Source organism: Escherichia albertii (genome assembly GCF_028622335.1).
Lineage (GTDB): Bacteria > Pseudomonadota > Gammaproteobacteria > Enterobacterales > Enterobacteriaceae > Escherichia > Escherichia albertii.
The window spans coordinates 1,793,098-1,817,898 of sequence record NZ_CP117568.1 but is presented as its reverse complement, the minus strand read 5'-3'; the positions used below and the strand labels follow the sequence as shown (position 1 = coordinate 1,817,898).

The window sequence follows — 24,801 nt, the reverse complement described above, 5'->3', positions numbered from 1 at the left end:
AGGAATTCAGGGAATTGAAAATCAGGACAGGGATGTGCGCTTTTTTATTGGGCTTTGTGCTGCCTGCGCAGGCCACAGGTTTTACCGAGTATCTGCCGATGAGCGACAGCGAATACGCTCATAAACGGTCGCTGAAACCTCTTTTAACCCTGCCTTATGATGCCGATCAAAACTGGCATTTTAGAAAAGTGGGCGTTGCAGGCGTAACGCTTGAGAAGATGCCAAATGAAGAGGATTACTGGCGATTAACCGCTAAGGACCGTGCCGGTAAATCCTGGTTTGTGCCTGTGGGTGTGCTGCAAAATATGGCGGGTAATGCGCAATTTTACCGTGCTGACCTCGATCGTAATGGCATTCAGGATTTGGTTATCTGGCGAGGAGTTTCGGGAAACGGGTTGGCGCCTTCCTCGTTTTTAATCCTGATGACCTTTAATCAGCAAGGTCGCCCGTGTGTTTTCCAGGTCGATGGTTTTTACACCGCAAACGAAACTGGCGTTGATGATTTGCTTGATTTACAAGGCAATGGTCACTCGCAATTGCTGGACATGCAGTTTGATTCCGGTTACTGGATAACTAGTTTGTATCAGGTAAAAGAGGCCAAATGGCAGCGTGTTCATGGCTGGTTTGGCAAGTTAAGCTATCCCGCACTCACGCGTTTTACCTATACCTCCAACCGTAAACTTGTCATTAAACCTGTCGCCGGACGTAACCCGCAAGCGAAAGATCTGGCGCTGACACAGCGTTGTTTAATAAAGGGCGATGTGCTTGATGGGGTGAATCAGAACTGACTTTTTGCAGAGTGGCTATGAGGATTTTTGTAGTAATTATATCGTGCGCAAGTGTTTACATATTGTGAACTTGGATTTGATAAGCTATAGTTTCCGAACATATAAGGATAGAACTCGCAGATGTGGCTGTTTACTTACTATAAGGAAGTTAAAACTTAAAAATGCACATCATTTCTAAAGCGCCATTTGAAGAGTCTGCGCGTAAATATCCTAACGACGCTCTGGCTCTTCAGGCATTGTATCGGGTTATTAAGGAAACGGATTTTTCTACGCCAGAAGAAATGCGAACGGCGTTTCCCAACCTCGACAATTTTAAATATCGCAACAAATGGTACGTTCTGGATGTAGGTGGGAACAACCTAAGGGTGATTGCCTACATAAACTTTGTTAATAAGCGGTTCTTTGTGAAGCACATAACTAATCACGCCGAGTATGACAAACTGACACGTTACTACAGAGAGAACAAAGAATGACTGCTAATGCTGCACGCGCTGTTAAAGCAACAAGAGAACTGGTCAATGCAGTCCCCTTTCTGGGAGGCAGTGACTCAGAAGATGATTATCGTGAAGCACTGGAACTGGTCGAATATTTGATTGAAGAAGATGACACCAATCCACTTATCGACTTTCTGACGAGCCGCATTGCAGAATATGAAAACAACAACGAAAAGTTTGCAGAGTTCGACAAAGCCGTTGCGGCAATGCCTGTTGGTGTGGCGTTACTTCGCACGCTGATTGATCAACATAATCTGACCTATGCAGATTTGAAGAACGAAATCGGCTCTAAATCCCTGGTCAGCCAGATCTTGTCTGGACAACGATCCTTGACGATATCCCACATTAAGGCACTTTCAGCCCGATTTGGCGTTAAGCCGGAATGGTTTCTTTGACTGATGGCAGACGCTAAATCGCCTGATGCGCTACGCCTGTCGGGCTTTGAAAGGGCGCAGATTCTTAATTTTGCGCGCCCTTGTTTGTCATTCAGGCTGTTGTCTTTACTACTCTTAATTTATCAGTAATCTCAATCAGATATGCTTTTGCTTTTTCGCGTGCTCGCCCCTCGAAAAGCATTATCCACTCATGTGTGTCGTCGATTGTTTGTAAACGGCCCTGGAGTTTTTTGCTGAAAATCGACGTGAGCCGATAACTGTCGAGTTGATCAATTTGTTTACTCGATGTGATTTTTTCCCCGGCTGCTTTTTGAATGATAAGTTCGACGAGACCGATAACATTATTATCGTAGAGAAATTCTTCATCTCCCTGAAATCCGAACAAATCTTCATGCTGGCTTAAGCGTTGAACAATTGACTCGGCATCAAAGGTCGAATCATCTTGCAGTTGTTCCTCTACCCAATTAATCAAATCCAGCCCTTCGTCGCTTTCGAGAGCCTCCATTCCCCATGAACCCATTTTGTATCCTTATCTGTTATTTCAGTCGGAATTGTATTATTTAATAAAGGTTCATCGCTAATCTGCGATGAACCTCAAAATACAATCATATGGATAGCTGACAAAGCGGTCGTTGTTCACGCCGTATTCGGCACGGTTGCTTCCCTTAAATCCTCCCCGTTACTGGTAATTACTTTTTTATACCACCAGAACGACTTGTCGGAAAAAAGTACCCAGATGTGGACTGGCAACGATAAAACATTCATCAGAAAACGGATTCTCTCTGCCTTACTACGATAAATACTGTCATCACATGTCATCGTCACTTGTGTCGATGACATCGGTCTGGTCGTATTGTGGGAAAATATTTTCCTTAAATAATAATAAGTTAAAAACTGGCATGATTTATGAATGTATCGGCGCATTAACTGTCATAGCTGGAGAATTTGATGAACCGTTTCATCATTGCTGACGCGAGCAAATGTATTGGTTGCCGTACTTGTGAAGTGGCGTGCGTGGTTTCTCATCAGGAAAATCAGGATTGCGCATCGCTGACCCCGGAAACATTTTTACCGCGAATCCATGTCATTAAAGGTGTAAACATTTCCACGGCGACAGTCTGCCGTCAGTGTGAAGATGCACCGTGCGCTAACGTCTGCCCGAATGGTGCTATCAGCCGTGATAAAGGGTTTGTTCATGTGATGCAGGAACGTTGCATTGGTTGCAAAACCTGCGTTGTGGCTTGCCCGTATGGCGCGATGGAAGTGGTGGTGCGCCCGGTGATTCGCAATAGCGGCGCGGGGTTGAATGTACGTGCCGACAAAGCAGAGGCCAATAAATGCGACTTATGTAACCATCGTGAAGAAGGCCCGGCATGTATGGCGGCTTGCCCGACCCATGCGCTGATTTGTGTCGATCGTAATAAACTTGAACAATTGAGCGCAGAAAAACGCCGTCGCACGGCGCTGATGTTCTAAAAATCTTACAGAACTGTTCTGGCATCAAAGGAATTCCCGCAAATATTCGTAGAATACGGGGCGGGCGGTATCGCCGACCTGTGACTGCCGGATGCGACGCGCTCGTGTCCGGCTGGGCGGGTTACGCAATTCATGATGGCGGGAATAACTCAATGGCAAAAAACACATCTTGCGGTGTCCAACTGCGTATTCGTGGCAAAGTGCAGGGCGTCGGTTTTCGTCCGTTTGTCTGGCAACTGGCACAGCAATTAAATCTTCACGGCGATGTCTGTAATGACGGCGATGGCGTGGAAGTTCGGCTGCTGGAAGACCCGGAAACGTTTCTTGCCCAACTACATCAGCATTGCCCACCGCTGGCGCGTATTGATAGCGTCGAGCGTGAGCCGTTCATCTGGCCACAACTGCCCACTGAGTTCACTATCCGCCAGAGCGCGGGCGGCGTCATGAATACGCAAATTGTTCCCGATGCCGCTACTTGTCCTGCTTGTCTTGCCGAAATGAATACCCCTGGCGAGCGGCGTTATCGTTATCCGTTTATCAACTGTACCCACTGCGGCCCGCGTTTCACCATTATTCGCGCGATGCCTTATGACCGCCCGTTTACCGTGATGGCGGCGTTTCCGCTGTGTCCGGCCTGTGATAAAGAGTACCGTGACCCGCTCGATCGTCGCTTTCATGCCCAACCGGTGGCCTGCCCGGAGTGTGGCCCGCATCTTGAATGGGTCAGTCATGGTGAACATGCTGAACAAGAAGAGGCATTACAGGCAGCTATCGCACAGTTAAAAATGGGCCACATTGTCGCTATCAAAGGGATTGGCGGATTCCATCTCGCCTGCGATGCGCGTAACAGTAACGCGGTGGCGACACTCCGGGGGCGTAAGCATCGTCCGGCGAAACCGCTGGCGGTTATGTTGCCAACGGCAGAAGGTTTACCGGAGGCTGCGTTTCAGTTACTCAACACGCCTGCCGCGCCGATTGTGCTGGTGGATAAAAAATACGTTCCTGAATTGTGTGACGATATCGCTCCTGGTCTTAACGAAGTCGGGGTGATGTTGCCTGCGAACCCGCTCCAGCATTTGCTGTTACAGGAATTGCAATGCCCGTTGGTGATGACCTCCGGCAACCTGAGCGGTAAACCACCGGCTATCAGCAACGAACAGGCACTGGAAGATTTGCAGGGCATCGCCGACGGATTTTTATTGCATAACCGCGACATCGTGCAGCGGATGGATGATTCGGTGGTGCGCGAAAGCGGCGAAATGCTGCGCCGTTCGCGAGGGTATGTGCCGGACGCGCTGGCTTTACCTCCGGGCTTTAAAAATGTCCCGCCTGTGCTGTGTCTTGGCGCGGATTTAAAAAATACCTTCTGCCTGGTGCGCGGTGAACAAGCGGTGTTGAGTCAGCATTTGGGCGATTTAAGTGATGATGGCATCCAGATGCAGTGGCGCGAAGCGTTACGCCTGATGCAGAACATCTATGATTTCACCCCGCAATTCGTTGTGCATGACGTGCACCCGGGCTATGTCTCCAGCCAGTGGGCAAGCGAGATGAATCTGCCGACACAAACGGTGCTGCATCATCATGCCCACGCAGCGGCGTGTCTGGCAGAACACCACTGGCCTTTGGATGGTGGAGATGTCATTGCTTTGACGCTCGACGGTATTGGTATGGGGAAGAACGGCGCGTTGTGGGGCGGCGAGTGCCTGCGGGTGAACTATCGTGAATGCGAGCACCTGGGCGGCTTGCCTGCGGTGGCGCTTGCTGGTGGCGATCTGGCTGCAAAGCAGCCGTGGCGTAACCTGCTGGCACAGTGTCTGCGCTTTGTGCCGGAGTGGCAGAGCTACCCTGAAACGGCGAGTGTGCAACAGCAAAACTGGAGCGTGCTGGCGCGGGCCATTGAGCGTGGAATCAATGCGCCGCTGGCGTCATCGTGCGGGCGTTTGTTTGATGCCGTAGCGGCGGCACTGGGCTGTGCGCCAGTGACGTTAAGTTATGAAGGTGAAGCGGCTTGTGCTCTGGAGGCGCTGGCGACTTCGTGCCACGGAGTGACGCATCCGGTGACGATGCCGCTGGTGGACAATCAACTGGATCTCGCCACTTTCTGGCAGCAGTGGCTGAACTGGTCTGCTCCGGTTAATCAACGCGCGTGGGCGTTTCATGATGCACTGGCGCAGGGTTTTGCCGCGTTGATGCGTGAGCAAGCCACGATGCGGGGTATCACTACGCTGGTGTTCAGCGGCGGGGTTATTCATAACCGTTTGCTGCGTGCACGTCTGGCGCATTATCTTGCTGATTTTACGTTGCTCTTCCCGCAGAGTTTACCGGCGGGCGATGGCGGATTGTCTCTGGGGCAGGGGGTTATTGCTGCGGCGCGTTGGGGGGCGGGGGAAGTCCAGAACGGATAAAACCTGTTGCATTTGGACACTATTGCCGGATGCGGCGTAAACGCCTTATCCGGCCTACACATACGCCCCGTAGGTTGGATAAGACGCGTCAGCGCCGCATCCGACATTTTGGGCACAGTAGCCGGATGCGGCATGAATGTATGATGTGACCAACATATGCGTTCCCCGTAGGTCGGATAAGACGCGTTAGCGTCGCATCCGACATTGCGCCTACACCGGCAACGTTTTTAACAATCCAAACGCCTCTTTCATCCGATCCTCACTGACCACAAAGGCGCGAAGCTGGTCAGTATCGTCAACGCCGCGCGCCACCATTCCCTGGCGTTCGGTATTAATCTGCCAGCGTAAATCCTGACGCTGGGTTTCTCCTGCCAGATGCAGCGGTAACTCCGGCGTTTTGATTTTTACCAGCATGGCGGGAAGTTTCAGCGGTGTGTTATTGCCGAGAAGATTTTTTGCCAGCACCATCGCGCTAAGTTGAATCGGCTGGAGGAACGGCAATACCTGACCGTTAATTTCCGCGCAATCGCCCAGCGCGTAAATATCGGCATTACTGGTTTGCAGATAACTATCGACGCAAACGCCGCGATTAATCGTCAGCCCGGCGCGTCGTGCCAGGGCGGTTTCCGGGCGCAGTCCGGTGGCGGCAATTACCGTATCCACTTCGATGCTGCGCTGGCGGTCCAGCGTTGCCTGAATACCAGAGTCTGTTTTTTCCAGCTCTAATAACTGAGATTTCAACAGCAGATGAACGCCCATCTCTGTCAACCGATGCTGCAAGCGGCTGCTGACTTCCGGTGGCATTAACGACGCCAGAATACTGGCGGCGTTATCGATTAGCGTGACCGCTTTTCCAGCCCGACAAAAATCCATCGCCAGTTCGCTACCAATCAAACCACCGCCGACAATCAACACACGTTGCGCTTCCTGCAGTTGTGTTTCACAGGCCCTGTACTCTTGCTGACTATTTAACGTCAGCATTAACTCATGCCCGGGCACCGGCGGGACAAAGGCGCTGGCACCGGTTGCCAGCACTAACTTGTCGTACTGCCACTGATTATTCTGGCTTTTCACCATATGGGCTTCGGCATCGATATCTGTCACCCAGGTGTGCGGAAACAGGCGCAGATTAAACTGCTCGGCAAATTCACCTGCTGTCTGGCGGGTCAAATCGTCGGCACGTTGCCCCTGACTGATCACATGACTGAGGTCTGGTTTGTTGTACTCGTCCATGCTGTCGGCGGCAATCAGGGTTAATGGAATACTGGCGTCCTGTTTGCGAATATTTTTCACCAGTTGGCGGGCGGCGAAGCCCGAACCAATGATCACAATGCCGTTGCTCATTTTGCCTCCGATGCCAGTTCATCAAAGACATCTTTGCCGAGGGAACATTCCGGGCACAGGAAGTTATCCGGGACTTCACTCCACGGCGTTCCTGGTGCGACGCCCTGCATTGGCTCGCCTTTTGCCGGATCGTAAATCCACTGGCAGACGCTGCATTGCATCCGTGGGCCGAGATCAGCCGTTGTGGTGGCGCAGGTTTCTTCTTTAACCACCGTATTCACGGTGTTCTGCGGCAGCGGCGTGAGCGCCCACTGACGGGCGATTTCACGACCGTGTTCACGACATAATTCCAGTGCGTCCTGGTCCGGTCGCCATTTGGCTTTCAGGCTGAGTGACATTTCGAAACCAGCATCCTGCAAACGCGTAGAAAGACGGTCAACTGCACCGCCGCTCCAGCCGTGAGAGCCGAAAGCACTGGCGCGTTTGTTACGAAAGCGCAATCCGGTCATCTCCTCCACCAGCCCGGCGATTTTCGGCATCATTACGTTATTCATGGTGGAAGTACCGACCAGCACGCCTTTTGAGCGGAAGACATTGGTCAGGATTTCGTTTTTATCGCTTCGGGCAACGTTGAAGATTTTCACCGCTACGCGTGGGTCGGTTTCCGTAATCCCCTGGGCGATAGCATCGGCCATCATGCGGGTATTATTCGACATGGTGTCGTAGAAAATGGTGATTCTGTCTTCCTGATAATCCGCCGCCCATTTCAGGTACAGCTCGACAATTTGCGTCGGGTTATCGCGCCAGACCACGCCGTGAGAGGTGGCAATCATATCGACTGGCAAGTTAAAGCCCAGAATCTCGTTGATTTTCGGCGTTACCAGGCGGCTGAACGGCGTCAGGATATTGGCGTAGTAACGTTGGCACTGTTCGAAAAGTTCGGTCTGATCCACTTCATCGTTGAACAGATGTTCGTCGCAGTAGTGCTGACCGAAAGCATCGTTGCTGAACAGTACCGCATCGCCTGTCAGGTAAGTCATCATGCTGTCCGGCCAGTGCAGCATCGGCGTTTCGACAAAAATGAGCTGTTTGCCGTTACCGATATCCAGCGTGTCGCCGGTTTTTACCACGTTGAAATTCCACTCAGGGTGATGGTGATGACCATTTATCGAGTCGATAGCGTTGGCTGTACAGTAGATCGGCGTATCGGGAATTTGCGCCATCAGTTCGGTCAGCGCCCCGGCGTGGTCTTCTTCTGCATGATTAATCACGATGAAATCGATATCCGCCAGATCGATTTCATTACGCAGATTCTGCACAAATTCGCGGCTGAATTTATGGTCGACGGTGTCGATCAGCACGTTTTTTTCTTCGCGGATGAGGTAGCTGTTGTAGCTGCTGCCGCGCAGCGTTTTATATTCCGTGCCGTGAAAATCGCGTACTTCCCAGTCACGTTGACCCACCCAATGAATGTTATTTTTCACCACAATAGACATAGCAACCTCAATTTATTCAGCGTGTTCTAAAAAGATGTCTTGCTGATTGCAGATTGCGTGCCAATTTTTTATCTAATTGTTTTTAAATAATAAATTAATTTATGCTCATTAATGGGTAGTCAAAATGACTATCAATAGAATGGTCGATATGACAATATCTGTAGTCAAATTGACAGTGAGGCAAAGATGAGTTTTTCCGTTGATGTGCTGGCGAATATCGCCATCGAATTGCAGCGCGGGATTGGTCATCAGGATCGTTTTCAGCGCCTGATCACCACGTTGCGTCAGGTGCTGGAGTGTGATGCGTCCGCGTTGCTGCGTTACGACTCGCGGCAGTTTATTCCGCTCGCCATCGACGGGCTGGCGAAAGATGTGCTCGGCAGGCGCTTTGCGCTGGAAGGTCATCCGCGGCTGGAAGCGATTGCCCGCGCCGGGGATGTGGTGCGTTTTCCCGCAGACAGCGAATTGCCCGATCCCTATGACGGTTTGATTCCCGGGCAGGAGAGTCTGAAAGTTCATGCCTGCGTTGGTTTGCCGTTGTTTGCCGGGCAAAACCTGATCGGCGCATTGACGCTGGACGGGATGCAGCCCGATCAGTTTGATGTTTTCAGCGATGAAGAGTTACGGCTGATTGCCGCGCTGGCGGCGGGGGCGTTAAGCAATGCGTTGCTGATTGAACAACTGGAAAGTCAGAATATGCTGCCGGGTCATGCCGCGCCGTTTGAAGCAGTGAAAGCGACGCAGATGATTGGTTTGTCCCCTGGCATGATGCAGTTGAAAAAAGAGATTGAGATTGTAGCGGCGTCCGATCTCAACGTTTTAATTAGCGGTGAAACAGGAACCGGTAAAGAGCTGGTGGCGAAAGCGATTCATGAAGCCTCGCCGCGGGCGGTGAATCCGCTGGTCTATCTCAACTGTGCCGCACTGCCGGAAAGCGTGGCGGAAAGTGAACTGTTCGGGCATGTGAAAGGGGCGTTTACTGGTGCTATCAGTAACCGCAGTGGGAAGTTTGAAATGGCGGATAACGGCACGCTGTTTCTGGATGAGATTGGCGAATTGTCGTTGGCATTGCAGGCCAAGCTACTGCGGGTGTTGCAGTATGGCGATATTCAGCGCGTTGGCGATGACCGCAGTTTGCGCGTGGATGTGCGCGTGCTGGCGGCGACTAACCGTGACTTACGCGAAGAGGTGCTTGCAGGGCGATTTCGCGCCGACTTGTTCCATCGTCTGAGCGTCTTTCCGCTTTCAGTGCCGCCGCTGCGTGAGCGGGGCGATGACGTCATTCTGCTGGCGGGGTATTTTTGCGAGCAGTGTCGTCTGCGGCTGGGGCTTTCCCGCGTGGTGTTAAGTGCCAGTGCGCAAAATTTACTGCAACATTACAGTTTTCCGGGGAATGTGCGCGAACTGGAACATGCTATTCATCGGGCGGTGGTGCTGGCGAGAGCGACCCGCAGCGGCGATGAAGTGGTTCTTGAGGCGCAACATTTTGCTTTTCCTGAGGTGACGTTGCCGTCGCCAGAAGTGATGACAATGCCCGTCGTTAAGCAAAATCTGCGTGAAGCGACAGAAGAGTTCCAGCGTGAAACCATTCGCCAGGCACTGGCACAAAATCATCACAACTGGGCCGCCAGCGCGCGGATGCTGGAAACCGACGTCGCCAACCTGCATCGGCTGGCGAAACGTCTGGGATTGAAAGATTAAATTATTCCGGCCTGATAGAAATCCTGCAGGTTAATTGCGCCGGTGAGTTTGCCGTTTTCATCCACTACCGGTGCGGCGGTGATTTTGCGCTTCATCAGGATTTCTTTGGCGTCGATGGCGCGGCTTTGTGCCTGCAACGTGGTGCCGCCGACCGTCATCGCTTCATTGACTGGCGTGGTGAGTGCGCCGCCGCTAACCAGCCAGCGACGTAAATCACCGTCGGTAAAGACGCCTTTCACCAGTTGTTGATCATCGCACACTGCCACCAGACCTAAACCGGTGCGACTGAGTTCCAGCATTGCGTCCATCACGCTGGCATTTAACGCCACCTGTGGGATGGCGTCATCACGGCGCATCAGATGATGCACTTTGTTCAGCAAGCGAGCGCCCAGCGCTCCGGCTGGATGTGAACGGGCAAAATCTTCTTCATTAAAACCGCGCGCCTGCATGACCGCCATTGCCAGCGCGTCACCCATCATCAGGGTATTGACGGTGCTGGAGGTCGGCGCAAGGTGCATCGGGCAGGCTTCGCGTTCTACGGAGATATCCAGCACCGCTTTCGCCGCCAGGCCCAGCGGTGACGTCGGTTTGCCGGTCATCGCCAGCAGCGCGATAGATTTATCTTCCAGACGCGGAATAATCAGATCCAGCTCTTTTGCGCCACCGGAGTAAGAGATAAACAGCATCACATCGCGGCTTTCAATCATCCCCAGATCGCCGTGCAGTGCTTCTGCCGGATGGACAAAAAAAGCCGGGGTGCCGGTGCTGGCAAGCGTTGCAGCGATTTTCTTACCAATGTGGCCCGATTTACCAATTCCCGAAACCACCACTTTGCCTTCGCAGTGCAGGATGATATTGGCGGCGCGAACAAAATCATCGCCCAGACGTTCTGGTAAACGGCTTGCTTCCTGCAACTCCAGCATTAACGTCTGACGTCCCGCGTTCAGTAGTGCTTCACTCATTGCTCTCTCCGGTTATGATCACGTCGATCCCTTTTTCTTCCAGCGCCTGACGAAACGCTGGATCGATACCTGCGTCGGTAATCAGCTTATCGACGCTTTCAAGACTACAAACCACGTTGGGGCTTTTACGACCAAACTTCGATGAGTCAGCCATCAAAATCACTTCGCGCGCGGCATTACACATCGCTTTACTGACGGTAAAGACCTCATTGAAGGTGGTTACGCCCGCATTGAGATCGATGCCGTCGGTGCCCATAAACAATTTATCGAAGGTGAAATACTCGAAGGCATTCTCTGCCAGTTGCCCGTGAAATGAGGCCGATTTTTTGCGAAATGTGCCACCAGGCATCAGGATGGTTTGTTCGTTATCCAGTTCGGATAGCGCATTGACGATATGCAGGCTGTTGGTCATCACCGTGATGTTATTAAAGCGCGAGAGCAGGGGGACCATTTGCAAAACAGTACTGCCGGCATCAAGAATGATCGAATCGCCATCATGAATAAAACCAACGGCAGCTTCTGCAATCAGCTCTTTCTTGTGGGTGTTGATAAGCGTTTTATGATCGATAGGCGGATCGGATTCCTCTTTATTCAACACCACTCCGCCATAAGTACGAATGACGGTTCCGGCATGTTCCAGAATGACCAGATCTTTGCGAATGGTTGTGCCTGTGGTGTCAAAGTATTGCGCCAATTCTTCAACCGAGCATTTACCCTGCTTTTGCAGATACTCCAGAATGGCGGCCTGACGCTGACGAGGTTTCATGGGCGTGATTACCTGATTTAGGTTTCAAAATGATAACTTCGCAAGCAAGTAACATTCACAACGAAATTATCCACGTTTCAGTTTAAGCGCCAATGATAGAGCATTCTGTGATAGTGGATCATGGGGAAAGATCACATCGGGCTGTAAATCACCCGCATGCATGCCGGTAATTGCGGGAATTTTTTGCGGTCGGGCGAAGACGGTCAGTCCTTTCATAAACAAGGTGTCGACGATGCGCTGCTGATCGTCCAGCGCAATGGCGACCACGACCCGTGGTTTAAAGCGCCCGCTGGAACGTCCCACGCCAACCCGCCCTTGCTGGCATAGTGTGTCGAAGGCACGGTTAAAACGAGAAATTTGCCAGCCACCTAAGGCCAGTTGCGTACACCAGGCGATAATGGCGACGGTGATGAGAGCGGATACCATAACTTCTCCTTAATGTAGTGGCGGAAGTCCTGTAGGCCTGATAAGCGCAGCGCATCAGGCAGTTTTGCGTTTGTCATCAGTCTTGCGGAGATCCTTAACGGATCTCCGCTGTTGATCAGAACATTACCTGACCACCGGTGACATTGATTGACTGTCCGGTGCAGTACGACGCCTTAGGACTGGCGTAGAACAGCAGCATATTCAGCACATCCTGATAATCGCAGCCGCGTTTGAGCGGTACTTTATCGATGTAATACTGCTCGACTTGATCCGGTTTGATACCCAGCTTGGTCGCGTATTGTGGCAACAGTGACTGGAACATAGGCGATTTCAGCAGGTTACCGAGCATCAGCGAATGCACCGTAATGCCGTATTCCGCCAGATCCAGCGCCAGTGATTGAGTCAGCCCGACGCCACCAAATTTCGCTGCGCTGTAACCAGAGTTGTGTTTGCTGCCCACTTTGCCGGATTTTGAGTTGATCTGAATAATGCGTCCCTGAATACTGTCGCGGATCATCAAACGCGAAAATTCACGCGCACACAGGAAATAGCCCACCAGATTTACCTGTAGCGAGCGGTCAAAATCTCCAAGCTGGAAATCGCTGATAAAGGCTGCTTTTGCAATTCCGGCGCTGTAGACCAGTAAATCCACGCGACCAAAGATTTCATCTACCCCACGAGAGAGCGCCAGAACGCTCTGCTCGCTGGTGGCGTCAGCACCAAAACCGTACGCTGTTCCTTCACCATATTCGGCGTTAATTTCTTGCGCCACATTTGCAGCTTTGTCGCTCTGAATATCGACAACCGCCACGCGATACCCCTCGGCAGCCAGACCGTGACACAGAAACGCGCCTAAGGTTTGCCCACCACCGATGACAACGGCAACCTGATTCATTTTTTACTCCTTAACAGATTCAAACTTCAAAACCGATCCCGGCGCGATATCGTCGGGTACAGGGCCTGCCACATGGACAGTGCCCGGAAATTCCGCTTCGTTTAAACCATCGAAGCGCAGGGTGACATGACCCAGCTCGCGAAGGTTGTCTTCTGCCACGCTGCCAACGGCAGTTACCGGATAACGATGCTGCCCGAGAGAAAATTGCAAACCGGGATGGAGTGCACCTTTCAACTCGCCGTGGCAATGAATGAAGCAATACTCTTCGAGATCCGCAGGCGCGCCTTCACGAAAGGTGATGAGCATCTGGTCGCTGAGGGCGTCAGTGGCACTCGCGCCGATACGGGTGATGGTGGTCTGATAAATAACGGTCATGTTTCTGCCTCTATTGATAGATAAAACCGGAGACAAACCAGGCGATCAGTACAGTCGGCGCGCCGGTTAAAAAGCGGCTCACCAGTACAGAAGGGACACCGACGCGAACCGTGTCCTGACGGGCTTCAGCCAGCGACAAACCGACCGGGATGAAGTCGCAGGCTGCCTGCGCGTTGATGGCAAACAGCGCCGGTAAAGCCAGATGCGGCGGAATATTGCCAAGGCCAATCTGCACACCAATCAATACGCCGATAACCTGCGCGATAACTGCGCCTGGGCCGAGGAAAGGCGAAAGCAGTGGGAAGGAGCAGATGAGCGCCAGCATGACCAGCCCCAGTGGGTGACTGGCCAGCGGAGCAAGACCATGGGCAATCCAGTCACCAAGGCCAGAAGCCATAATGATGCCAATAAGCGCCGAGACGAACGCCATAAACGGCAGAATAGTTTTTAATACGGTGTCGATGGTGTCGCGGCCAGACTGGAACAGCACAGCAACGGCAGACCCCATGCCCATACCCACTTTCGCCAGTAAACCATCGCTTTGTTCGGTGATTTTCTTACTGGTATCGTAGTCACGGCCCACAGCAGAGGGTCGTGGAGTTGCGTCACCCACTACAGTGATGTTTTCTTCTTTCACCCCGGAGACATAAATATCTTCCACGATGTACTGCGCCAGTGGACCGGACTTGCCCGTTGAGTGGATATTGATAGTGGGAATACGCCGTTTCGGATAAATGCCGCAGCGTAATGTGCCGCCACAGTCTATTACCGCAACACCAATTTCCGCTTCCGCGGGTTCACCTTCTTTAAATCCGTCGATAGCCTGCCAACCGGTAAGCTGTGCCAGTTTGTCGACAATTGCAGGACGTGTACCGGCGGTGATATAGACGATTTTTTTCCCCGGCGTGGCTTCCAGCTCAAGCGGGCCGCCCCAGCCACTCGTTCCTTTTTCGATCCGAATATGCGTCATGATGCTGCTCCTGCCAGGTGAACTTTTTGTTCAAGCTGAATGCCCATCTTTTTCTCAAAAATGGCGGTGGTCAGATCGGTCACCCAGCCGCGGAAGAAGTTGGTGACCAGACCAACCAGCAGATAACTCACCGCCAGTGGGCCAAGTGGCAGATTCAGTGTTGTCAGACCGCTGGCAATGCCAAGATAAACAAACAGTTCGCCAGGGTTGATATGGGGGAAGAGACCATTCATTGAGTGGCAGCTATAAGAGGCCGCAGCGTAGTAGCTGGGTTTGTACTTTTCCGGCATAAAGCGACCCAGACTTAAGGTCATTGGGTTACAAAAGACAAACGTACCAATGCACGGTAGCAGCAGATAACGGGAAACAGGGTTACCGGCACAACGTTGAGCAAAGCGCTCAATACGATGCTGACCGATAAAATTAATCAGTGCGTTCATGATAACCAGCAGGCTAATCAACAGCGGAAGAATGCCGGTCACCATACCGGTAAACACCTCTCCGCCTTTCTGGAACAGCCCGATGAACCACTCTGCGCCATGAGTAATGGTTTCTATCATTGTTCTCTCCTTCAGGATTTATTGTTTTTTTACCAAACGGCAACCTAATCTAATCAGATTGAAAGGTTTAAAAGTGTTATTTTGATCGCAAAATGAAAGATAAATATTTTAATTTGAAAGTTTGTGGGAAAGGATAGTGAGGAGGATGAGTTGAGTTATGTAAAGTCCGTATCGGGCAGTGACTACCGCTTCCTTGTGCGGGGCGGGATGCTTTACCATACTTGCCCCTGGTTGAATTTGTTAAATGGACCCCTCATGTTCAAGCGTCGTTATGTAACATTGCTTCCCCTTTTTGTGTTGCTTGCCGCCTGTAGCAGCAAGCCAAAACCGACAGAGACTGAAACGACCACTGGAACGCCGTCCGGCGGCTTCCTGCTTGAGCCGCAGCACAACGTGATGCAGATGGGTGGTGACTTCGCCAATAACCCGAATGCTCAGCAGTTCATCGACAAAATGGTGAACAAACATGGCTTCGATCGTCAGCAGTTGCAGGAAATTCTCTCCCAGGCGAAACGTCTGGATTCGGTACTGCGGCTGATGGATAACCAGGCGCCAACCACATCGGTGAAGCCGCCATCTGGCCCGAACGGCGCATGGTTGCGCTATCGCAAAAAATTTATTACCCCGGATAACGTGCAAAATGGCGTGGTTTTCTGGAATCAATATGAAGATGCACTGAATCGCGCGTGGCAGGTGTATGGTGTTCCACCGGAAATTATCGTCGGGATTATCGGCGTTGAAACCCGTTGGGGACGCGTGATGGGGAAAACTCGCATTCTCGATGCGCTGGCAACGCTGTCATTTAATTACCCTCGCCGCGCGGAATATTTTTCAGGTGAGCTGGAAACCTTCCTGCTGATGGCGCGCGACGAGCAGGACGATCCGCTCAATCTGAAAGGTTCCTTTGCAGGTGCGATGGGTTACGGTCAGTTTATGCCATCGTCTTACAAACAATATGCGGTGGATTTCAGCGGTGACGGGCATATCAACCTGTGGGATCCGGTTGATGCCATCGGTAGTGTAGCGAACTATTTCAAAGCGCACGGCTGGGTGAAAGGCGATCAGGTGGCGGTGATGGCAAACGGTCAGGCGCCAGGCTTACCGAATGGTTTCAAAACCAGGTACAGCATTTCACAACTTGCCGCAGCTGGACTAACGCCGCAGCAGTCGCTGGGGAATCATCAGCAGGCCAGCTTGCTGCGTCTGGATGTTGGCACCGGTTACCAGTACTGGTATGGTCTGCCGAACTTCTACACCATCACCCGTTACAACCACAGCACCCATTACGCAATGGCGGTCTGGCAGTTAGGACAAGCCGTGGCGCTGGCGCGCGTGCAGTAACTATTTGCAAGAGGGAGGTTAAACTTCCCTCTGTTATCTTACTGTTTATTCGAATGGCGTAATTGCTTGATTTTTTTCGACAGCGATATCGCATATCCCAGGCAGACAACGCCTAACGCAGCCTGACCGAAGTCAAAAGGTTCAAGATAGCCAGAAGATAAAACCTTACATATCACGGAAATCAGTGCGCTGATGCCGCCAATGATGACCCACATACGCATTTGTGTGGTTTGTTTGAGCACGTTTTGTGGGGTGTTATCCGTTTTCTTTATTGCCATTGCTATTCTCTCCCTGTGAATACATATCAATGTGAACGCGGCATGGTAGCGCTTTTTCTTTACCGACTGGCCGCAACAGTCTTTTTTCGGAACGCGACTCGTAAAATGAATCGCTCGTCCCCATCTTTTGCGGGAAAGTGCTATCTTGTCCGGCATAAATTTTTGACTGACAGAGGTTGTGATGACTGACAGTGAACTGATGCAGTTAAGTGAACAGGTTGGGCTGGCGCTGAAAGCCCGTGGCGCAACCGTAACAACTGCTGAGTCTTGTACTGGCGGTTGGGTAGCGAAAGTGATTACCGATATTGCCGGCAGTTCCGCCTGGTTTGAACGTGGATTCGTCACCTACAGCAACGAAGCCAAAGCGCAGATGATCGGCGTACGCGAAGAGACGCTGGCGCAGCATGGCGCGGTGAGTGAACCTGTCGTGGTGGAAATGGCGATAGGTGCACTGAAAGCGGCTCGTGCTGATTATGCCGTGTCTATCAGTGGTATCGCCGGGCCAGATGGCGGCAGCGAAGAGAAGCCTGTTGGTACGGTCTGGTTTGCTTTCGCTTCTGCCAGCGGCGAAGGCATTACTCGCCGGGAATGCTTCAGCGGCGACCGTGATGCGGTGCGTCGTCAGGCGACGGCGTATGCATTACAGACGCTGCGACAACAATTTCTACAAAACACTTGATACTGTATGAGCATACAGTATAATTGCTTCAACAGAACATATTGACTATCCGGTATTACCCGGCATGACAGGAGTAAAAATGGCTATCGACGAAAACAAACAGAAAGCGTTGGCGGCAGCACTGGGCCAGATTGAGAAACAATTTGGTAAAGGCTCCATCATGCGCCTGGGTGAAGACCGTTCCATGGATGTGGAAACCATCTCTACTGGTTCGCTTTCACTGGATATCGCACTTGGGGCAGGTGGTCTGCCGATGGGCCGTATCGTCGAAATTTACGGACCGGAATCTTCCGGTAAAACCACGCTGACGTTGCAGGTGATCGCCGCAGCACAGCGCGAAGGTAAAACTTGTGCGTTTATCGATGCTGAACACGCGCTGGACCCTATCTATGCTCGTAAACTGGGCGTCGATATTGACAACCTGCTGTGTTCCCAGCCGGACACTGGCGAGCAGGCGCTGGAAATCTGTGACGCCCTGGCGCGCTCTGGCGCAGTAGACGTTATCGTTGTTGACTCCGTAGCGGCACTGACGCCGAAAGCGGAAATCGAAGGTGAAATCGGCGACTCTCACATGGGCCTTGCGGCACGTATGATGAGCCAGGCGATGCGTAAGCTGGCGGGTAACCTGAAGCAGTCCAACACGCTGCTGATCTTCATCAACCAGATCCGTATGAAAATTGGTGTGATGTTCGGTAACCCGGAAACCACTACCGGTGGTAACGCGCTGAAATTCTACGCCTCTGTTCGTCTCGACATCCGTCGTATCGGCGCGGTGAAAGAGGGCGAAAACGTGGTGGGTAGCGAAACCCGCGTGAAAGTGGTGAAGAACAAAATCGCTGCGCCGTTTAAACAGGCTGAATTCCAGATCCTCTACGGCGAAGGTATCAACTTCTACGGCGAACTGGTTGATCTGGGTGTGAAAGAGAAGCTGATCGAGAAAGCTGGCGCGTGGTACAGCTACAAAGGCGAGAAGATCGGTCAGGGTAAAGCAAATGCGACTGCCTGGCTGAAAGACAACCCGGAAACCGCGAAAGAGATCGAGAAGAAAGTACGTGAGCTGCTGCTGAGCAACCCGAACTCAACGCCGGATTTCTCTGTAGATGACAGCGAAGGCGTAGCAGAAGCTAACGAAGATTTTTAATCGTCTTGTTTGATACACAAGGGACGCATCTGCGACTCTGAGACGGATGACAAACGCAAAATTGCCTGATGTGCTACGCCTTATCAGGCCTACATGTTCTCTGCAATGTATTGAAGTTGCACGGTTTGTAGGACGGATAAGGCGCTCACGCCGCATCCGGCATAAACAACGCGCACTTTGTCAGCAAAACCTGGGTCGCATCTGCGGCCCTTTTGCTTTTTAAGTTGTAAGGATATGCCATGACAGAATCCACACCCCGTCGCCCGGCATATGCTCGTCTGTTGGACCGTGCGGTGCGCATTCTGGCGGTACGCGATCACAGTGAGCAAGAACTGCGACGTAAACTCGCGGCACCGATTATGGGCAAAAATGGCCCGGAAGAGATTGATGCCACGGCAGAGGATTACGAACGCGTTATCGCCTGGTGCTATGAACATGGCTATCTTGATGACAGCCGCTTTGTCGCACGTTTTATTGCCAGCCGTAGCCGCAAAGGCTATGGTCCGGCGCGAATCCGTCAGGAACTGAACCAGAAGGGCATTTCCCGCGAAGCGACAGAAAAAGCAATGCGTGAATGTGACATCGACTGGTGCGAACTGGCTCGTAACCAGGCGACACGAAAATATGGTGAACCGCTGCCAGTTCTCTTTTCAGAAAAAGTTAAGATCCAGCGTTTTCTGCTCTATCGTGGCTATCTGATGGAGGATATCCAGGAAATTTGGCGAAATTTTGCTGACTGAACGCATACGGGATTTTACTTCCCAGTCAAGAAAACTTATCTTATTCCCACTTTTCAGTTACCAGCCGGGCGGTTAACGACGCGCTACTGTTGGTAACGATATTTCGTTAGCTTGATTTCAGGATAATTATGAGCAAGAGCACCGCTGAGATCCGTCAGGCGTTTCTCGACTTTTTCCATAGTAAGGGACATCAGGTAGTTGCCAGCAGTTCCCTGGTACCCCATAACGACCCAACTTTGTTGTTTACCAACGCCGGGATGAACCAGTTCAAGGATGTGTTCCTTGGGCTCGACAAGCGTAATTATTCCCGCGCAACGACCTCCCAGCGCTGTGTGCGTGCAGGTGGTAAACACAACGACCTGGAAAACGTCGGTTACACCGCGCGTCACCATACCTTCTTCGAAATGCTGGGCAACTTCAGCTTCGGCGACTACTTCAAACACGATGCCATTCAGTTTGCATGGGAATTGCTGACCAGCGAAAAATGGTTTGGCCTGCCGAAAGAGCGTCTGTGGGTTACCGTCTATGAAAGCGACGACGAAGCCTACGAAATCTGGGAAAAAGAAGTCGGTATCCCGCGCGAACGTATTATTCGCATCGGCGATAACAAAGGTGCGCCATACGCATCTGACAACTTCTGGCAGATGGGTGACACTGGTCCGTGCGGCCCGTGCACCGAAATCTTTTACGATCACGGTGACCACATTTGGGGTGGGCCTCCGGGAAGCCCGGAAGAAGACGGCGACCGTTACATTGAGATCTGGAACATCGTCTTCATGCAGTTCAACCGCCAGGCAGATGGTACGATGGAACCGCTGCCGAAGCCGTCTGTAGATACTGGTATGGGTCTTGAGCGTATTGCTGCGGTGCTGCAACACGTTAACTCTAATTATGACATCGACCTGTTCCGTACGCTGATCCAGGCGGTAGCGAAAGTGACCGGCGCGACCGATCTGAGCAACAAATCGCTGCGCGTAATCGCTGACCACATTCGTTCTTGTGCGTTCCTGATCGCGGATGGTGTAATGCCGTCCAACGAAAACCGTGGTTATGTACTGCGTCGTATCATTCGTCGCGCAGTCCGTCACGGCAATATGCTCGGCGCGAAAGAAACCTTCTTCTACAAACTGGTTGGTCCGCTGATCGACGTTATGGGCTCTGCGGGTGAAGACCTGAAACGCCAGCAGGCGCTGGTTGAACAGGTGCTGAAGACCGAAGAAGAGCAGTTTGCCCGCACGCTGGAACGCGGTCTGGCGCTGCTGGACGAAGAGCTGGCGAAACTTTCTGGCGATACGCTGGATGGCGAAACCGCTTTCCGTCTGTACGATACCTACGGCTTCCCGGTTGATCTGACGGCTGACGTTTGCCGTGAACGCAACATCAAAGTCGATGAAGCCGGTTTTGAAGCGGCAATGGAAGAGCAGCGTCGTCGCGCGCGCGAAGCCAGCGGCTTTGGTGCGGACTACAATGCGATGATCCGTGTCGACAGCGCTTCTGAATTTAAAGGCTATGACCATCTGGAACTGAGCGGCAAAGTGACCGCGCTGTTTGTCGATGGCAAAGCGGTTGATGTTATCAACGCAGGTCAGGAAGCGGTTGTCGTGCTGGATCAAACGCCATTCTATGCGGAATCAGGCGGCCAGGTTGGCGATAAAGGCGAACTGAAAGGCGCTAACTTCTCCTGTGCGGTGGAAGATACGCAGAAATACGGCCAGGCGATTGGTCACATCGGTAAACTTGCTGCGGGTTCTCTGAAAGTGGGCGACGCGGTGCAGGCTGATGTTGATGAGGCTCGTCGCGCTCGTATTCGTCTGAATCACTCCGCAACGCACCTGATGCACGCTGCGCTGCGCCAGGTTCTGGGTACTCACGTATCGCAGAAAGGTTCGCTGGTTAATGACAAAGTGCTGCGCTTCGACTTCTCACACAACGAAGCGATGAAACCAGAAGAGATTCGTGCGGTCGAAGACCTGGTGAACGCACAGATTCGTCGCAACCTGCCTATCGAAACCAACATCATGGATCTTGAGGCAGCGAAAGCGAAAGGTGCGATGGCGCTGTTTGGCGAGAAGTATGATGAGCGCGTACGCGTGCTGAGCATGGGCGATTTCTCCACCGAGCTGTGTGGCGGTACTCACGCCAGCCGCACCGGTGATATCGGTCTGTTCCGCATCATTTCTGAATCGGGTACTGCTGCAGGCGTTCGTCGTATCGAGGCGGTAACCGGAGAAGGCGCTATCGCCACCGTTCATGCAGATAGCGATCGTTTAGGCGAAATTGCACATCTGCTGAAAGGCGATAGCAATAATCTGGCTGATAAAGTGCGTTCAGTACTGGAACGTACGCGTCAACTGGAAAAAGAGTTACAACAGCTTAAAGAACAAGCTGCCGCACAGGAGAGCGCAAATCTTTCCAGTAAGGCAATTGATGTTAATGGTGTTAAGCTGTTGGTTAGCGAGCTTAGCGGTGTTGAGCCGAAGATGTTGCGTACCATGGTTGACGATTTAAAAAATCAGCTGGGGTCGACAATTATCGTGCTGGCAACGGTAGCCGAAGGCAAGGTTTCTCTGATTGCAGGCGTATCTAAGGACGTCACAGATCGTGTGAAAGCAGGGGAACTGATTGGTATGGTCGCTCAGCAGGTGGGCGGCAAAGGTGGTGGACGTCCTGACATGGCGCAAGCCGGTGGTACGGATGCTGCGGCCTTACCTGCAGCGTTAGCCAGTGTGAAAGGCTGGGTCAGCGCGAAATTGCAATAATATAAGCGTCAGGCAATGCCGTGAAGCGAATCTGCGGCATTCGCATTAACGCTATCGACAACGATAAAGTCAGGTTGAAGTTGTGTATATCGGCTAAACTTAGGTTTAACAGAATGTAATGCCATGACTGCTTAGATGTAATGTGTTTGTCATTGCTTACTTTTTGGCGTTATATGATGGATAATGCCGGGATACAGAGAGACCCGACTCTTTTAATCTTTCAAGGAGCAAAGAATGCTGATTCTGACTCGTCGAGTTGGTGAGACCCTCATGATTGGGGATGAGGTCACCGTGACAGTTTTAGGGGTAAAGGGCAACCAGGTACGTATTGGCGTAAATGCCCCGAAGGAAGTTTCTGTTCACCGTGAAGAGATCTACCAGCGTATCCAGGCTGAAAAATCCCAGCAGTCCAGTTACTAATCTTTCCGCGTCTCATCTTTAACGGTGAGACGCACCCTCAAAATTTCTCCTTCACTTCATTTTCTTTTCGCGTTACTCCCGTTCATTCAACTTAAGTCTCCACTTTTTTGTATTACTGCTATCCGCCAGACGCCCATTTTTCTGTTGATAAAACACTCTTTTTGACGTTTTTACAGACTAATTGCGCGTGAAGTGTGCAAACGATAAAAGTGTAGGAAAAATTGTTTGACTTATAAGTCTCAGAAAGTAATATGTGCGCCACGCAGCGACGATGAGCGATAAACAAGTTCTTCGAAGCACTCGTAAGAGGCGTGTGGTGAGGTGGCCGAGAGGCTGAAGGCGCTCCCCTGCTAAGGGAGTATGCGGTCAAAAGCTGCATCCGGGGTTCGAATCCCCGCCTCACCGCCATTTGCATCCGTAGCTCAGCTGGATAGAGTACTCGGCTACGAACCGAGCGGTCGGAGGTTCGAATCCTCCCGGATGCACCATCTTTTACTTGATGCGGCTTTAGTAGCGGTATCAAAAATCTGCAGTAAAGTAAGTTTCCCGATGCATCCGTAGCTCAGCTGGATAGAGTACTCGGCTACGAACCGAGCGGTCGGAGGTTCGAATCCTCCCGGATGCACCATATTCTCCGTAATCTTCAGCGATGAAGATATGGAAGAGGTGGCGGTAACAACCGCCTGCACCAGGGAGGATAACGTTGCTTCAGCAACGGCCCAAAGGGCGAACCGCAAGGCGAGTAATCCTCCCGGATGCACCATCTCTTACTTGATATGGCTTTAGTAGCGATATCAATATCAGCAGTAAAATAAGTTTTCCGATGCATCCGTAGCTCAGCTGGATAGAGTACTCGGCTACGAACCGAGCGGTCGGAGGTTCGAATCCTCCCGGATGCACCATATTCTCCGTAATCTTCAGCGATGAAGATATGGAAGAGGTGGCGGTAACAACCGCCTGCACCAGGAAGGATAACGTTGCTTCAGCAACGGCCCGAAGGGCGAGCCGCAAGGCGAGTAATCCTCCCGGATGCACCATCTCTTACTTGATATGGCTTTAGTAGCTGATATCAATATCAGCAGTAAAATAAGTTTTCCGATGCATCCGTAGCTCAGCTGGATAGAGTACTCGGCTACGAACCGAGCGGTCGGAGGTTCGAATCCTCCCGGATGCACCATTTTCTCCGTAATTTTCAGCGATGAAGATATGGAAGAGGTGGCGGTAACGACCTCCTGCACCAGGAAGGATAACGTTGCTTCAGCAACGACCCGAAGGGCGAACGCCAGTGAGTCATCCTCCCGGATGCACCATCTTCTCTAAAAATTTCCTTCAAAAAATCTCTCATTTCTAAATAACTGTTTTCTCCATTTCCTGAATATTCTTCTCCTTCGCCATCAGCGACAAAATCAAGCAATTACGCTAAAGTAGCGTCATATTTTTCGACTTGCGAGAAGACCATGTACGAGCGTTATGCAGGTTTAATTTTTGATATGGATGGCACTATCCTGGATACGGAACCGACACACCGTAAAGCGTGGCGCGAAGTATTAGGGCGTTACGGTCTTCGGTACAATGTTCAGGCGATGATTGCGCTTAATGGCTCGCCCACCTGGCGAATTGCTCAGGCGATCATTGAATTGAATCAGGCCGATCTCGACCCGTATGCGCTGGCGCGTGAAAAAACAGAGGCAGTAAGAAGTATGTTGCTGGATAGCGTCGAGCCTCTGCCACTTGTTGAAGTGGTGAAAAGTTGGTACGGCCGTCGGCCTATGGCTGTCGGTACGGGGAGCGAAAGCGCGATAGCAGAGGCGCTGTTAACGCATCTGGGATTACGCCGTTACTTTGACACGGTCGTTGCCGCTGATCACGTCAAACACCATAAACCTGCGCCAGACACATTTTTGTTGTGTGCACAACATATGGGCGTGCAGCCAGCTCAGTGCGTGGTCTTTGAAGATGCTGATTTCGGTATTCAGGCAGCTCGCGCCGCAGGTATGGACGCTGTGGATGTTCGCTTGTTGTGAGTGAAGCGTTATCGCTCTTCTCGTTGTTTGCCAGCAGTTTTCTCAGCGCTACACTATTACCCGGTAATTCCGAAATAGTTCTGGTGGCAATGTTGCTTTCCGGGGTGAGTCATCCCTGGGTTTTAGTATTAACAGCAACAATGGGTAATAGCCTTGGAGGGCTAACTAACGTTATCCTTGGGCGCTTCTTTCCATTGCGCGAAACATCGCGCTGGCAAGAGAAAGCCACCGGCTGGCTGAAACGCTATGGCGCAGTCACACTATTACTTAGCTGGATGCCAGTGGTTGGCGATTTACTGTGTCTGTTAGCGGGATGGATGCGCATTTCCTGGGGACCAGTAATCATTTTTTTGTGCCTTGGTAAAGCGTTGCGCTATGTTGCGATTGCAGCAGCCACCGTTCAGGGCATGATGTGGTGGCACTAAT

At 51.7% G+C, this 24,801-nt stretch carries 25 protein-coding genes and 5 tRNA genes; 19 read left to right on the top strand and 11 right to left on the bottom strand.

Annotated features, from left to right (window positions below):
• Window positions 1–32: 32 nt before the first annotated feature.
• The 3 genes from PS053_RS08870 (at window position 33) to PS053_RS08860 (ending at window position 1,677) form a co-directional block, all read left to right on the top strand.
• Window positions 33–788 (top strand): hypothetical protein, encoded by a 756-nt coding sequence (locus PS053_RS08870; protein WP_125060797.1) that lies wholly within the window; start codon window positions 33–35, stop codon window positions 786–788.
• Between the two features lie 161 nt (window positions 789–949).
• Window positions 950–1,261 (top strand): type II toxin-antitoxin system HigB family toxin, encoded by a 312-nt coding sequence (locus PS053_RS08865; RefSeq protein ID WP_000547563.1) that lies wholly within the window; start codon window positions 950–952, stop codon window positions 1,259–1,261.
• Entirely contained in the window at window positions 1,258–1,677 is a 420-nt protein-coding gene (locus tag PS053_RS08860; RefSeq protein ID WP_000126297.1) for a helix-turn-helix domain-containing protein, read from the top strand. Before PS053_RS08865 ends, PS053_RS08860 begins: the two co-directional genes overlap by 4 nt.
• Before the next feature lie 91 nt (window positions 1,678–1,768).
• Here PS053_RS08860 and PS053_RS08855 read toward each other — a convergent pair whose 3' ends face one another.
• Window positions 1,769–2,197 (bottom strand): hypothetical protein, encoded by a 429-nt coding sequence (locus tag PS053_RS08855; RefSeq protein ID WP_000536064.1) that lies wholly within the window; start codon window positions 2,195–2,197, stop codon window positions 1,769–1,771.
• Between the two features lie 428 nt (window positions 2,198–2,625).
• Between PS053_RS08855 and hydN the strand changes: the two genes are divergently transcribed.
• Entirely contained in the window at window positions 2,626–3,153 is a 528-nt protein-coding gene (gene hydN / locus PS053_RS08850; RefSeq protein WP_001078780.1) for an electron transport protein HydN, read from the top strand.
• A gap of 152 nt (window positions 3,154–3,305) precedes the next feature.
• Window positions 3,306–5,558: a carbamoyltransferase HypF gene (gene hypF / locus PS053_RS08845; RefSeq protein ID WP_256878885.1), complete on the top strand. Its 2,253-nt coding sequence runs from the start codon at window positions 3,306–3,308 to the stop codon at window positions 5,556–5,558.
• Window positions 5,559–5,768: 210 nt separating this feature from the next.
• Here hypF and norW read toward each other — a convergent pair whose 3' ends face one another.
• Together norW and norV are read right to left on the bottom strand one after the other, a co-directional pair.
• The gene (gene norW, locus PS053_RS08840) at window positions 5,769–6,902 is read right to left on the bottom strand and encodes an NADH:flavorubredoxin reductase NorW (RefSeq protein WP_059255949.1); all 1,134 of its coding nucleotides are present in this window, start codon (window positions 6,900–6,902) and stop codon (window positions 5,769–5,771) included.
• Window positions 6,899–8,338, bottom strand: a complete 1,440-nt coding sequence (gene norV, locus PS053_RS08835; RefSeq protein ID WP_000029587.1) for an anaerobic nitric oxide reductase flavorubredoxin — start codon at window positions 8,336–8,338, stop codon at window positions 6,899–6,901. The genes norW and norV overlap by 4 nt, the downstream gene beginning before the upstream one ends.
• A 186-nt stretch (window positions 8,339–8,524) precedes the next feature.
• On the opposite strand from norV, the gene norR reads away from it, so the two are divergent.
• Window positions 8,525–10,039: a nitric oxide reductase transcriptional regulator NorR gene (gene norR, locus PS053_RS08830; protein WP_044710908.1), complete on the top strand. Its 1,515-nt coding sequence runs from the start codon at window positions 8,525–8,527 to the stop codon at window positions 10,037–10,039.
• On the opposite strand, the gene gutQ is transcribed toward norR, so the two are convergent.
• The 7 genes from gutQ to srlA form a co-directional block, all read right to left on the bottom strand.
• Window positions 10,036–11,001, bottom strand: coding sequence for an arabinose-5-phosphate isomerase GutQ (gene gutQ, locus PS053_RS08825; protein ID WP_059258182.1), 966 nt, complete (start codon window positions 10,999–11,001; stop codon window positions 10,036–10,038). The two genes, norR and gutQ, sit on opposite strands and share 4 nt — an antisense overlap.
• Window positions 10,994–11,767, bottom strand: coding sequence for a glucitol operon DNA-binding transcriptional repressor SrlR (gene srlR, locus PS053_RS08820; RefSeq protein WP_256878886.1), 774 nt, complete (start codon window positions 11,765–11,767; stop codon window positions 10,994–10,996). Before srlR ends, gutQ begins: the two co-directional genes overlap by 8 nt.
• A gap of 66 nt (window positions 11,768–11,833) precedes the next feature.
• The gene (gene gutM, locus PS053_RS08815) at window positions 11,834–12,193 is read right to left on the bottom strand and encodes a transcriptional regulator GutM (protein ID WP_095574163.1); all 360 of its coding nucleotides are present in this window, start codon (window positions 12,191–12,193) and stop codon (window positions 11,834–11,836) included.
• Window positions 12,194–12,308: 115 nt separating this feature from the next.
• Entirely contained in the window at window positions 12,309–13,088 is a 780-nt protein-coding gene (srlD, locus tag PS053_RS08810; RefSeq protein ID WP_256878887.1) for a sorbitol-6-phosphate dehydrogenase, read from the bottom strand.
• A 3-nt stretch (window positions 13,089–13,091) separates the two neighbouring features.
• Window positions 13,092–13,463, bottom strand: coding sequence for a PTS glucitol/sorbitol transporter subunit IIA (gene srlB / locus PS053_RS08805; protein WP_000216201.1), 372 nt, complete (start codon window positions 13,461–13,463; stop codon window positions 13,092–13,094).
• Window positions 13,464–13,473: 10 nt separating this feature from the next.
• Window positions 13,474–14,433 carry a PTS glucitol/sorbitol transporter subunit IIB gene (srlE, locus tag PS053_RS08800; RefSeq protein WP_000148888.1) on the bottom strand — a complete coding sequence of 320 codons (960 nt, stop codon included), beginning with the start codon at window positions 14,431–14,433 and terminating at the stop codon, window positions 13,474–13,476.
• On the bottom strand, window positions 14,430–14,993 hold the full coding sequence (gene srlA / locus PS053_RS08795; protein ID WP_054412055.1) for a PTS glucitol/sorbitol transporter subunit IIC: 564 nt from the start codon (window positions 14,991–14,993) through the stop codon (window positions 14,430–14,432). The genes srlE and srlA overlap by 4 nt, the downstream gene beginning before the upstream one ends.
• Window positions 14,994–15,248: 255 nt before the next feature.
• Here srlA and mltB point away from each other — a divergent pair, with 255 nt between their 5' ends.
• Complete coding sequence (gene mltB / locus PS053_RS08790; protein ID WP_000476838.1) at window positions 15,249–16,334, top strand: lytic murein transglycosylase B; 1,086 nt, start codon at window positions 15,249–15,251, stop codon at window positions 16,332–16,334.
• 38 nt (window positions 16,335–16,372) lie between these two features.
• Here mltB and PS053_RS08785 read toward each other — a convergent pair whose 3' ends face one another.
• Window positions 16,373–16,612 (bottom strand): hypothetical protein, encoded by a 240-nt coding sequence (locus tag PS053_RS08785; RefSeq protein ID WP_000985460.1) that lies wholly within the window; start codon window positions 16,610–16,612, stop codon window positions 16,373–16,375.
• Window positions 16,613–16,793: 181 nt separating this feature from the next.
• On the opposite strand from PS053_RS08785, the gene pncC reads away from it, so the two are divergent.
• The 12 genes from pncC to PS053_RS08725 all read left to right on the top strand — a co-directional run bounded on the left by pncC (window position 16,794) and on the right by PS053_RS08725 (window position 24,800).
• Window positions 16,794–17,291 (top strand): nicotinamide-nucleotide amidase, encoded by a 498-nt coding sequence (gene pncC / locus PS053_RS08780; protein ID WP_000132228.1) that lies wholly within the window; start codon window positions 16,794–16,796, stop codon window positions 17,289–17,291.
• Between the two features lie 79 nt (window positions 17,292–17,370).
• Window positions 17,371–18,432, top strand: a complete 1,062-nt coding sequence (gene recA, locus PS053_RS08775; RefSeq protein ID WP_000963142.1) for a recombinase RecA — start codon at window positions 17,371–17,373, stop codon at window positions 18,430–18,432.
• A 239-nt stretch (window positions 18,433–18,671) separates the two neighbouring features.
• Entirely contained in the window at window positions 18,672–19,172 is a 501-nt protein-coding gene (gene recX / locus PS053_RS08770; RefSeq protein ID WP_000140494.1) for a recombination regulator RecX, read from the top strand.
• A gap of 128 nt (window positions 19,173–19,300) precedes the next feature.
• The gene (alaS, locus tag PS053_RS08765; RefSeq protein WP_256878888.1) at window positions 19,301–21,931 is read left to right on the top strand and encodes an alanine--tRNA ligase; all 2,631 of its coding nucleotides are present in this window, start codon (window positions 19,301–19,303) and stop codon (window positions 21,929–21,931) included.
• Window positions 21,932–22,165: 234 nt separating this feature from the next.
• Complete coding sequence (csrA, locus tag PS053_RS08760) at window positions 22,166–22,351, top strand: carbon storage regulator CsrA (RefSeq protein ID WP_000906486.1); 186 nt, start codon at window positions 22,166–22,168, stop codon at window positions 22,349–22,351.
• Window positions 22,352–22,666: 315 nt separating this feature from the next.
• Window positions 22,667–22,759 (top strand) — tRNA-Ser (locus PS053_RS08755).
• Between the two features lie 3 nt (window positions 22,760–22,762).
• Window positions 22,763–22,839: transfer RNA gene (locus PS053_RS08750), tRNA-Arg, on the top strand.
• A gap of 63 nt (window positions 22,840–22,902) precedes the next feature.
• Window positions 22,903–22,979: transfer RNA gene (locus PS053_RS08745), tRNA-Arg, on the top strand.
• A gap of 197 nt (window positions 22,980–23,176) precedes the next feature.
• A tRNA-Arg gene (locus PS053_RS08740) sits at window positions 23,177–23,253 on the top strand.
• A 198-nt stretch (window positions 23,254–23,451) separates the two neighbouring features.
• Window positions 23,452–23,528: transfer RNA gene (locus PS053_RS08735), tRNA-Arg, on the top strand.
• Between the two features lie 280 nt (window positions 23,529–23,808).
• The gene (gene yqaB, locus PS053_RS08730) at window positions 23,809–24,375 is read left to right on the top strand and encodes a fructose-1-phosphate/6-phosphogluconate phosphatase (RefSeq protein ID WP_059215906.1); all 567 of its coding nucleotides are present in this window, start codon (window positions 23,809–23,811) and stop codon (window positions 24,373–24,375) included.
• Window positions 24,372–24,800 carry a YqaA family protein gene (locus PS053_RS08725; RefSeq protein WP_001287448.1) on the top strand — a complete coding sequence of 143 codons (429 nt, stop codon included), beginning with the start codon at window positions 24,372–24,374 and terminating at the stop codon, window positions 24,798–24,800. The genes yqaB and PS053_RS08725 overlap by 4 nt, the downstream gene beginning before the upstream one ends.
• The last annotated feature ends 1 nt before the right edge of the window (window position 24,801 follow it).

Excerpts from the sequence above, each read along its gene's own strand:
- srlR (WP_256878886.1), bottom strand. The coding sequence starts at position 11,767 with ATGAAACCTCGTCAGCGTCAGGCCGCCATTCTGGAGTATCTGCAAAAG.
- srlB (WP_000216201.1), bottom strand. The coding sequence starts at position 13,463 with ATGACCGTTATTTATCAGACCACCATCACCCGTATCGGCGCGAGTGCC.
- srlA (WP_054412055.1), bottom strand. The coding sequence starts at position 14,993 with ATGATAGAAACCATTACTCATGGCGCAGAGTGGTTCATCGGGCTGTTC.
- PS053_RS08860 (WP_000126297.1), top strand. The coding sequence starts at position 1,258 with ATGACTGCTAATGCTGCACGCGCTGTTAAAGCAACAAGAGAACTGGTC.
- PS053_RS08870 (WP_125060797.1), top strand. The coding sequence starts at position 33 with ATGTGCGCTTTTTTATTGGGCTTTGTGCTGCCTGCGCAGGCCACAGGT.
- norW (WP_059255949.1), bottom strand. The coding sequence starts at position 6,902 with ATGAGCAACGGCATTGTGATCATTGGTTCGGGCTTCGCCGCCCGCCAA.
- norV (WP_000029587.1), bottom strand. The coding sequence starts at position 8,338 with ATGTCTATTGTGGTGAAAAATAACATTCATTGGGTGGGTCAACGTGAC.
- pncC (WP_000132228.1), top strand. The coding sequence starts at position 16,794 with ATGACTGACAGTGAACTGATGCAGTTAAGTGAACAGGTTGGGCTGGCG.
- yqaB (WP_059215906.1), top strand. The coding sequence starts at position 23,809 with ATGTACGAGCGTTATGCAGGTTTAATTTTTGATATGGATGGCACTATC.
- hypF (WP_256878885.1), top strand. The coding sequence starts at position 3,306 with ATGGCAAAAAACACATCTTGCGGTGTCCAACTGCGTATTCGTGGCAAA.
- PS053_RS08855 (WP_000536064.1), bottom strand. The coding sequence starts at position 2,197 with ATGGGTTCATGGGGAATGGAGGCTCTCGAAAGCGACGAAGGGCTGGAT.
- recA (WP_000963142.1), top strand. The coding sequence starts at position 17,371 with ATGGCTATCGACGAAAACAAACAGAAAGCGTTGGCGGCAGCACTGGGC.
- srlD (WP_256878887.1), bottom strand. The coding sequence starts at position 13,088 with ATGAATCAGGTTGCCGTTGTCATCGGTGGTGGGCAAACCTTAGGCGCG.
- alaS (WP_256878888.1), top strand. The coding sequence starts at position 19,301 with ATGAGCAAGAGCACCGCTGAGATCCGTCAGGCGTTTCTCGACTTTTTC.
- PS053_RS08865 (WP_000547563.1), top strand. The coding sequence starts at position 950 with ATGCACATCATTTCTAAAGCGCCATTTGAAGAGTCTGCGCGTAAATAT.
- csrA (WP_000906486.1), top strand. The coding sequence starts at position 22,166 with ATGCTGATTCTGACTCGTCGAGTTGGTGAGACCCTCATGATTGGGGAT.
- mltB (WP_000476838.1), top strand. The coding sequence starts at position 15,249 with ATGTTCAAGCGTCGTTATGTAACATTGCTTCCCCTTTTTGTGTTGCTT.
- norR (WP_044710908.1), top strand. The coding sequence starts at position 8,525 with ATGAGTTTTTCCGTTGATGTGCTGGCGAATATCGCCATCGAATTGCAG.
- gutM (WP_095574163.1), bottom strand. The coding sequence starts at position 12,193 with ATGGTATCCGCTCTCATCACCGTCGCCATTATCGCCTGGTGTACGCAA.
- gutQ (WP_059258182.1), bottom strand. The coding sequence starts at position 11,001 with ATGAGTGAAGCACTACTGAACGCGGGACGTCAGACGTTAATGCTGGAG.
- recX (WP_000140494.1), top strand. The coding sequence starts at position 18,672 with ATGACAGAATCCACACCCCGTCGCCCGGCATATGCTCGTCTGTTGGAC.
- hydN (WP_001078780.1), top strand. The coding sequence starts at position 2,626 with ATGAACCGTTTCATCATTGCTGACGCGAGCAAATGTATTGGTTGCCGT.
- srlE (WP_000148888.1), bottom strand. The coding sequence starts at position 14,433 with ATGACGCATATTCGGATCGAAAAAGGAACGAGTGGCTGGGGCGGCCCG.
- PS053_RS08785 (WP_000985460.1), bottom strand. The coding sequence starts at position 16,612 with ATGGCAATAAAGAAAACGGATAACACCCCACAAAACGTGCTCAAACAA.